Source organism: Amorphus sp. MBR-141, from assembly GCF_053628695.1.
Window position 1 is genome coordinate 92,546 of record NZ_JBRJGW010000020.1, and the last position, 8,298, is coordinate 100,843.

Here is an 8,298-nt window from a genome sequence, read left to right on the forward strand (position 1 = left end):
CCATCTGTCTCCGCCGGGCGATTCGGCGCGTATCCTCAGAAACCGGCCGGAACGGCCAGCCGCTTCGCCGTATGAACGCGCCGGGCGGGAGTGTGACCGGCAAATGCGGCTGCGTCGACCGTCGCGGCCACCGGTCCACAGCCGATCATCACGGCCCCGGCCTGCAGCCTGCCTTCCTCACCTCACCAACTCAAAGCCGGGACAGACGGCGGGCAAGAGGACGCGCCCCGTGGGCCCCCTTTCACGCGAACTGGGAGAGCGCATTGAGCCACACAAGCATCGTGGCACCGAACAGCGTGATCGCAACGAGCGTGGCGAGATCGTAGAAGAACCGGACCATGATCACCTCCATTGTGGGGAACCCGCCTCGCTGCGTGCGCGCCGCCGTTCCGCCTTTGTTCTGGAGTGACTATGTTCCTTCTTCGTTCTTGTCGTCAAGCGCCATCATACCCGCATTGCGGCCATCGTTAAGAATTTGTTGCTTGAATGTTCACGCCCCGGAAAAGGGTCGGGCGCCCTCTCGCACCAGGCTCACATCGTCTCGCAGCGACCGTCCACGAGCGTGACCCGGCGGTCCATGCGGGCCGCAAGTTCATGGTTGTGCGTCGCGACGAGCGCCGCCAGGCCGGTCGAGCGGGCAAGCCGCACGAAGGCAGCGAACACATGCTCCGCGGTGGCGGGATCGAGGTTTCCCGTCGGCTCGTCGGCGAGCAGCACCGCCGGGCGATTTGCCACCGCGCGCGCGATCGCCACGCGCTGGCGTTCGCCGCCGGACAGTTCCCCGGGGCGATGGCTGGCGCGGGGCGCCACCCCGAGTTCGTCGAGCAGCGCCATCGCAGCCGCCTCGGCCTCGCGCTTGCCGGCACCGGCAAGCCGCATCGGCAGCGTGACGTTTTCCAGCGCGGTGAAGTCGGGAAGCAGATGATGGAACTGGTAGATCATCCCGATCGACGACCGCCGCAGATCGGTCCGCGCGCCGTCCCCGAGCCCGGTGGTGTCGACCCCTCCAATGGAAACCTTGCCGGCATCGGCCCGTTCGAGCAGGGCGGCGATGTGGAGAAGCGTCGACTTGCCGGCACCAGATGGCGCGACCAGCGCCACGAGCTCTCCGGGCTGAAGGATCAGATCGATGCCGCGCAGAACGGTGAGCCGGCCCTCCCCCTCACGGTAGCTGCGTTCGACGCCGGCGAGCGCCAGCGCCGGGACGACTTTGGTTGCCGCGTCGGTCATTCGCTGCGCAGTCCCTCGACAGGATCCACCGCCGCCGCCTTCCAGGCGGGATAGAGCGTCGCCAGGAACGACAGGACGAGCGCCATCACCACCACGGACATGGTCTCGCCGGTGTCCATGTCGGCCGGCAACTGGCTCAGAAAATAGAGTTCCGGAGAGAACAGCTCGGTCCTGGTGACCCACGAAATCGCCTGACGAATTTCCTCGATGTTCAGGCAGACCAGCGTCCCGAGGCCGAGACCGGCGAGCGTGCCGATGGTGCCGATCGACAGGCCTGCGAGGATGAAGACCCTGAGCACCGTGCCGCGGGTGGCGCCCATCGTGCGCATGATGGCGATGTCGCGGGACTTGTCCTTCACCAGCATGGTGAGGCCCGAAATGATGTTCAGGACGGCCACCAGTACGATCAGGGTGAGAATCAGGAACATGACATTCCGCTCGACCTCGAGTGCCGAGAAGAAGGTGGTGTTTCGCTGTCGCCAGTCGATGAGATAGACCTGCCGCTCGGCGGCGACGGTGATCGGATCGCGCAGGGCATCGACGGCATCCGGATCGTCGACGAACACCTCGATCGCCGAGACCCTGCCTTCCATGTTGAAGAAGGCCTGCGCCTCCTCGAGCGGCATGTAGATGATCGAACTGTCGTATTCCGACATGCCGATCTCGAAGATCGCGTCGACCGCGTAGCTCTGACTGCGCGGCGTCACGCCGAATGGCGTCACCGTTCCCTTCGGCGTGAGAATCTGGATGGAATCGCCGACCGTCACGCCGAGCGTGGCGGCAAGCCGCGAGCCGATGACGACGCCGCCGCCCTGGTCGTAGGCGGAGAGGTCGCCCACCAGGATGTTGCCCGAGACGAGATCCAGTCGCTTGAAGTCCGCCGGAGAGACGCCGCGCACGAGCGCGCCGGTCGCGTTGCCCGGCCCTGAGACCAGGGCCTGACCTTCGACATAGGGCATCGCCAGACGGACCCCATCGACGCCATCGATCCGCTGACCGACCGGCAGATAGTCCGTCATGTCGCTGCCGATCGGCTGCACCAGGAAGTGGCCGTTGACGCCGAGGATCTTCGTGAACAGCTCATTGCGGAAGCCGTTCATGACGGCCATCACGATGATGAGCGTCGCCACGCCGAGCAGGATGCCGAGAAACGAGAAGCTCGCGATCACCGAGATGAACGCATCGCGGCGGCGCGAGCGCAGGTAGCGGCCGGCAATCAGCCACTCGAGCGACGAGAACGGCCCCACCCTGCCGCTGGTGTCGAGGGGCGCCGGCGTGGCGGACTGATCAGCCACAGCACGCCTCGACGAGGCGGTTGACTGCGGCATCGATCGACAGCGTCTCACGGGCGCCGGTCGCCCGCCGCTTCAGCTCGACCTCGTTGTTGGCGAGGCCGCGCGGGCCGACGATCAGCTGCCAGGGCAGTCCGATCAGGTCCATCGCCGCGAACTTGGCCCCCGCACGCTGATCGACGTCGTCGTAGAGGATCGTGGCGCCCGCCGCCGTGAGGCGCTGGTAGAGCCCCTCGCAGGCCACGTCGGTCTCGTGGTCGCCCGGCTTCAGGTTGATCAGACCGATATCGAAAGGGCTCAGCGCATCCGGCCAGACGATGCCGGCATCGTCGTGGCTCGCCTCGATCACCGCGCCGACGAGGCGCGACACCCCGACGCCGTAGGACCCCATGTGAACGGGGCGTTCGACGCCATCCGGACCCGTGATCTTCGCGCCCATCGGCTCGGAGTACTTGGTGCCGAAATAGAAGATGTGGCCGATCTCGATCCCCCGGGCGGCTACTTGCCGTTCCTCCGGGATCTCGGCGAACGCAGCTTCGTCATGCATGTCGTCGGTTGCAGCGTACTTGCCCGTCCACGCATCGACGACCGGGGTCAGATCCCCCGCGAAATCGGTGTCCTCGCCTGGGATCGGCAGGTCCAGCAGATCCTTGTCGCAATAGACCGCGCTTTCGCCCGTCGAGGCGAGAATGATGAACTCGTGCGACAGGTCGCCACCGATCGGACCGGTCTCGGCCCGCATCGGGATTGCCGTCAGCCCCATCCGCCGGAAGGTGCGCAGGTAGGCGACGAACATCCGGTTGTAGGCCCTGCGCGCGCCCTCCTGGTCGATGTCGAAGGAGTACGCATCCTTCATCAGGAACTCGCGTCCACGCATGACGCCAAATCGGGGCCGCACCTCGTCGCGGAATTTCCACTGGATATGATAGAGGTTGAGCGGCAGCTCGCGGTAGCTGCGCACATAGCTGCGGAAGATGTCGGTGATCATCTCCTCGTTGGTCGGACCAAACAGCATCTGGCGCTCGTGGCGGTCCTGAATGCGCAGCATCTCCTGGCCATAGTCGTTGTAGCGGCCCGATTCCATCCACAGGTCTGCCGACTGGATCGTCGGCATCAGCACTTCCTGGGCACCGGCGCGGTTCTGTTCCTCGCGCACGATCTGCTCGATCTTGCGCAGGACGGCATAGCCGAAAGGCAGCCACGAATAGATACCGGCGGATTGCTGGCGAATCATGCCCGCCCGCAACATGAGCCGGTGCGAGACGATCTCCGCCTCTTTCGGCGTTTCCTTCAAAATCGGCAGAAAATAGCGAGAGAGGCGCATGGAGAGCGGGTCTTTCGTGGGGGGCGCGGCATCGAGGGGCGGAGTGAACCTTTACCGGCCGCAAATGACAAGGGCTGTATGGATCGACGGAGATCGAAGTCCTAGGCATCCGGCGAAGACATGACCGGGAACCGCGGAAACCGTGGCAAACCGCCACAGGCCCTCCACTCAGACGCCACCTAATAAGCCCAAAAGCAAAAAAGTTGGGCGGCAATTGCACAAAATGATGACAGCGGGTTGTGGACTTGATAAGGTCTTCACATAAAGCAACGGCACCGGCGATTGTATCGGTGTCAAAGGCTTCGCGGTCTGAGTCTTGGGAGGAAGACCCTCTGGCGCAGTACCACGCTGCTGCCGCGCACAGTTGACTGTTGTCGGCTGAAGCGCTCGGAGGGACGGACGCGGAACTAAAGCAGCAAGGCGAAAGCCTTGCTCTTTTTTTGTCTGCATCGCCGTCTTGCATGCACTCTGTAGACTGACTTCCAATCGGCCCTTCTCCCTCTGCCTTCAACACACGGCCGGGAACGATCGCGCCGCGGCGCGTCTTGACGTCGCAATCCGTATGCGGCGGTGAACCGGCCCCCTCGCTCAGCGCACGCGGCCGGTCTCAGCGCGCAGGCACGCTCCGGGCCGTCGATCGACCGCGCCACCATCTGCCGTCGTCTTTCTCGGTGGCCGACTGGCCACGCGCGCCGACAGGTGTATAGACGGGGCTCAACCGACGGCGCTCTGACGCGCTTCCCGCATTGCCTCCACCGGCCGTATCCCCGCATGAAACTGCCTCACCCCCTGGTTCCGGCGACGCTGGTCCGTCGCTACAAGCGATTCCTCGCCGACGTGATCCTGGCTGACGGAACGACCACGACCGTCCATTGCCCCAACCCGGGCGCAATGACGGGACTAGACGCTCCCGGGAGCGCGGTCTGGCTGTCGCTTTCGGCGAACGCCAAGCGAAAGCTGCCGTACACGCTGGAACTCATCCACGCAGACGGCACCCTGGTGGGCGTCAACACCAACCACCCCAACGAGATCGTCGCCCGTGCGCTCGCCGACGGCAGGATTCCGGAGCTGGCCGGCTACGCCACGACGCGGCGGGAGGTGCGCTACGGCAAGGCGAGCCGGGTCGACTTCCTGCTGGAGGACCCCGGTCGTCCGTCCTGCTATCTGGAGATCAAGAACGTCCACCTGATGCGCCGCTCAGGTCTCGCCGAATTCCCCGACAGCGTGACGGCCCGGGGCGCGCGGCACCTCGCCGAACTGGCCGAGGCGGTGGCTGCAGGACACCGCGCGGTCATGCTCTATGTCGTGCAGCGCGGCGACTGCGACCGGTTCGCCCTCGCGGATGATCTCGATCCGGCCTACGTGCGCGCGTTCGACTGGGCGCTTCAGGCTGGCGTGGAGGCGTACGCGTACCGATGCATGGTGACCCACGACACCATCCGAATCGCCGACCGCATCCCCTTCGCGAACGCGAGTCCCGCGGCGTCCCCACGCTGATCCACCCCAGGACGGATGCCCGAAGACGGCACGCATAAATTGCAGACGCTGAAATTGCCGGCGACAGCTGCTATGTATCGCCTGACACCCTTCTTCGCGAGGGGACCGACCCACGGAGCCTTGAATGATCGAATATGTCGATGCCGCTCTGGCGCCGCTGAAGAACACCGGCCAGATCCGCCTCTATGACGAGGAGGGCTTTGCCGGAATGCGCAAGGCCGGCCAGGTCACGGCCACATGCCTCGACAAGTTGAACGAGATCGTCAAGCCGGGCGTCACAACCGAAGAAATCGACGCATTCGTCTACGACTTCGGGATGCAGCACGACGCGATCCCGGCCACGCTCTACTATCGCGGCTACCGCAAATCGACGTGCACATCGATCAACCATGTGGTCTGCCATGGCATTCCGGCGTCGAAGCCCCTGCGCGAAGGCGACATCGTCAACATCGACGTCACCTACATCGTGGACGGTTGGTACGGGGACTCCAGCCGGATGTATGCGGTCGGCGCCGTCAAGCGCGCCGCCGAACGCCTGATGGAGGTCACCTACCAGGCGCTCCTGCATGGCATCGATGTGGTCAAGGCGGGCGCGACAACCGGCGACATCGGCGCAGCTATCCAGGCCTACGTGGAGAGCGAGCGGTGCTCCGTCGTGCGCGATTTCTGCGGGCACGGCGTCGGCCAGCTCTTCCACGACACGCCGAACATCCTGCACTATGGCCGCCCCGGCGAAGGAATTGTCCTGCAGCCAGGCATGATCTTCACCATCGAGCCCATGGTGAATCTCGGCCGCCCCCACGTAAAAGTACTGTCGGATGGCTGGACGGCCGTAACGCGGGACCGTTCCCTCTCGGCGCAGTACGAGCACAGCATTGGCGTGACGGAAACCGGACGGGAGATCTTCACCCTCTCGCCCGGAGGATACGATCCGAGCCTGACTGCGCGCACCTAGAGCAGGAGCTGGACATGCGGGCACCGGCGTTCCGACCGAATGCAACTCTCACAGTCCCCTTTTCGATCAAGGTTGCGACGTCGGATTGCCTAGATCCGATGTCGCCCTGATCCAGCGCGATCGAGGACACGATGCCGGAAGAGGCTGCGGGCTTCTCCGACGCCAGCCGTGGCATCGGCAGCGATGGTCACCGGCAGCGTCTTCGTGATCGGTTCGAGCAGGCCGGCGCCGAAGGGCTGGCGGACTACGAACTTCTCGAGCTGCTGCTCTTCCGCTCGATCCCGCGACGCGACACCAAGCCCATCGCCAAACGGCTCATTGGCCGCTTCGGGTCGTTTGCCGACGTCCTCTCCGCCCCCGTTCCCCGACTGCTCGAGGTGGAGGGCGTGGGCCCCGGCGTGGTCCAGGACCTGAAGATCGTCCACGCCTCGATCCAGCGCTTCGCCCGCGGTCGCGTCACCCGCAAACCGGTGCTGTCCTCCTGGAACGAGGTGCTGGACTACTGCCGCGCGGCGATGGCGTTCTCGGACCGGGAGCAGTTCCGCATCCTCTTCCTCGACAAGAAGAATGCGCTGATCGCCGACGAGGTGCAGCAGACCGGCACCGTGGACCACACCCCGGTCTACCCCCGTGAGATCGTCAAGCGCGCGCTGGAGCTCTCCGCAAGTGCGATCATCCTCGTCCACAATCACCCGACTACCCCCTCCACGATCACGCTGGATCACGCTGGATACCTCTGAATCATCAATAGAATAGCCGGTTTTGGCCCATTGCGTACAGGGGGCAGCTATGGCAAATTGGGAGCGGTTAGAGGGGTTGAAAGCGGCTTTTCGATCCCAGCAAACGATCCCCGTTTCTCCTCGACCGATCCCAGTTGCGGAACAGGAGGAAACGCTATGCCAAGCCTGACCGACACCGCGATCCGACATGCGTTGAAGCGGGTTGGGCTAAGTCAGAAACAGGAGAACCTTGCCGACGGCGAAGGGCGCGGGACCGGTCGCCTCGTGCTTGTCCTCAAGCCTATGCCGAAACGCGTCACCGCTGACTGGATGGCGCAGCAATGGCGCGACGGGAAGCGGACCAAGAAAAAGCTCGGCGCTTACCCCTCCATGTCGCTTGCCCAGGCGCGAGAAATCTTCAAGCGCGACTTTGCGGACGTGATCCAAAAGGGCCGAAGCATCAAGATCGCGACCGACACCCGCCCAGGCACAGCGGCCGATCTTTTCGAGGGTTATGTCGCGTCGCTCAAGGATGCGGGAAAGCCATCCTGGAAGGAAACAGAAAAAGGCCTCAACAAGATAGCCGACACGCTCGGCCGCAACCGCCTCGCCCGCGAAATCGAGGCCGAGGAAATCGTAGAATTGATCCGTCCGATTTACGAGCGCGGCGCCAAATCAATGGCCGACCATGTGCGGTCGTATCTTCATGCCGCTTTTAGCTGGGGCATGAAGTCTGACAACGACTATCGGCAGCAGTCTTCCCGACGCTTCCGCCTCCCCTTCAACCCGGCAACCGGCATCCCTACCGAGCCGAAGGTTCAGGGCACGCGCTGGCTCGACGAAGACGAGTTTGTGCAACTCTATCGCTGGCTGGACCACCCCGACACGCCGGTTCACCCCTCCTATCCCCGTGCGGTGCAACTCATCATGCTGACCGGCCAGCGCGTCGAGGAGATAGCGCGGTTTCATGTCGATCAATGGGATGCCAAGGAGCGGATCATCGACTGGTCAAAGACCAAGAACCTCCAGCCGCACGCCGTCCCTGTGCCATTGCTTGCCGCCGAACTGATCGAATCGATCAAACCGAACGAGTACGGCTGGTTCTTCCCCTCCGCCAAAGACCCATCCAGACCTGTCAGCCATGGCACTCTGTATAGTTTCGTCTGGCGGCAGCGAGATCGCGGCGTTGGCCTGCCCCATCGAGGTGGCCGGGGCGTAGAGTTAGAGTCCGGCGGTTAGGGCCGGCGGATGTGCCGACACGGCGCCAGGGTAAGGTGACCA

7 protein-coding genes are annotated in these 8,298 nt (G+C 64.2%); 4 read left to right on the forward strand and 3 right to left on the reverse strand.

Annotation, left to right across the window (positions count from 1 at the left end; all coding sequences use genetic code 11):
• Nucleotides 1–531: 531 nt before the first annotated feature.
• The 3 genes from ACSSVZ_RS22320 to proS are packed head-to-tail and all read right to left on the reverse strand — an operon-like array spanning nt 532 to nt 3,846.
• A complete protein-coding gene (locus ACSSVZ_RS22320; protein ID WP_453972986.1) occupies nt 532–1,230 on the reverse strand; it encodes an ABC transporter ATP-binding protein in 699 nt (232 codons plus the stop codon).
• A complete protein-coding gene (locus ACSSVZ_RS22325) occupies nt 1,227–2,558 on the reverse strand; it encodes a lipoprotein-releasing ABC transporter permease subunit (RefSeq protein WP_453972987.1) in 1,332 nt (443 codons plus the stop codon). The genes ACSSVZ_RS22320 and ACSSVZ_RS22325 overlap by 4 nt, the downstream gene beginning before the upstream one ends.
• Entirely contained in the window at nt 2,518–3,846 is a 1,329-nt protein-coding gene (proS, locus tag ACSSVZ_RS22330; protein ID WP_453972988.1) for a proline--tRNA ligase, read from the reverse strand. The genes ACSSVZ_RS22325 and proS overlap by 41 nt, the downstream gene beginning before the upstream one ends.
• A 771-nt stretch (nt 3,847–4,617) precedes the next feature.
• Here proS and sfsA point away from each other — a divergent pair.
• The 4 genes from sfsA (at nt 4,618) to ACSSVZ_RS22350 (ending at nt 8,256) form a co-directional block, all read left to right on the forward strand.
• The gene (gene sfsA / locus ACSSVZ_RS22335; RefSeq protein WP_453972989.1) at nt 4,618–5,343 is read left to right on the forward strand and encodes a DNA/RNA nuclease SfsA; all 726 of its coding nucleotides are present in this window, start codon (nt 4,618–4,620) and stop codon (nt 5,341–5,343) included.
• 124 nt (nt 5,344–5,467) lie between these two features.
• Nucleotides 5,468–6,298 (forward strand): type I methionyl aminopeptidase, encoded by an 831-nt coding sequence (map, locus tag ACSSVZ_RS22340; RefSeq protein WP_453972991.1) that lies wholly within the window; start codon nt 5,468–5,470, stop codon nt 6,296–6,298.
• A 131-nt stretch (nt 6,299–6,429) separates the two neighbouring features.
• Entirely contained in the window at nt 6,430–7,038 is a 609-nt protein-coding gene (locus ACSSVZ_RS22345) for a JAB domain-containing protein (protein WP_453972993.1), read from the forward strand.
• A 156-nt stretch (nt 7,039–7,194) separates the two neighbouring features.
• The gene (locus ACSSVZ_RS22350) at nt 7,195–8,256 is read left to right on the forward strand and encodes a tyrosine-type recombinase/integrase (protein ID WP_453972994.1); all 1,062 of its coding nucleotides are present in this window, start codon (nt 7,195–7,197) and stop codon (nt 8,254–8,256) included.
• The last annotated feature ends 42 nt before the right edge of the window (nt 8,257–8,298 follow it).

Bases quoted from the DNA above. Each gene is read 5' to 3' on its own strand.
- ACSSVZ_RS22320 (WP_453972986.1), bottom strand. From the start codon at position 1,230: ATGACCGACGCGGCAACCAAAGTCGTCCCGGCGCTGGCGCTCGCCGGC.
- ACSSVZ_RS22325 (WP_453972987.1), bottom strand. From the start codon at position 2,558: ATGCCGCAGTCAACCGCCTCGTCGAGGCGTGCTGTGGCTGATCAGTCC.
- proS (WP_453972988.1), bottom strand. From the start codon at position 3,846: ATGCGCCTCTCTCGCTATTTTCTGCCGATTTTGAAGGAAACGCCGAAA.
- sfsA (WP_453972989.1), top strand. From the start codon at position 4,618: ATGAAACTGCCTCACCCCCTGGTTCCGGCGACGCTGGTCCGTCGCTAC.
- map (WP_453972991.1), top strand. From the start codon at position 5,468: ATGATCGAATATGTCGATGCCGCTCTGGCGCCGCTGAAGAACACCGGC.
- ACSSVZ_RS22345 (WP_453972993.1), top strand. From the start codon at position 6,430: ATGCCGGAAGAGGCTGCGGGCTTCTCCGACGCCAGCCGTGGCATCGGC.
- ACSSVZ_RS22350 (WP_453972994.1), top strand. From the start codon at position 7,195: ATGCCAAGCCTGACCGACACCGCGATCCGACATGCGTTGAAGCGGGTT.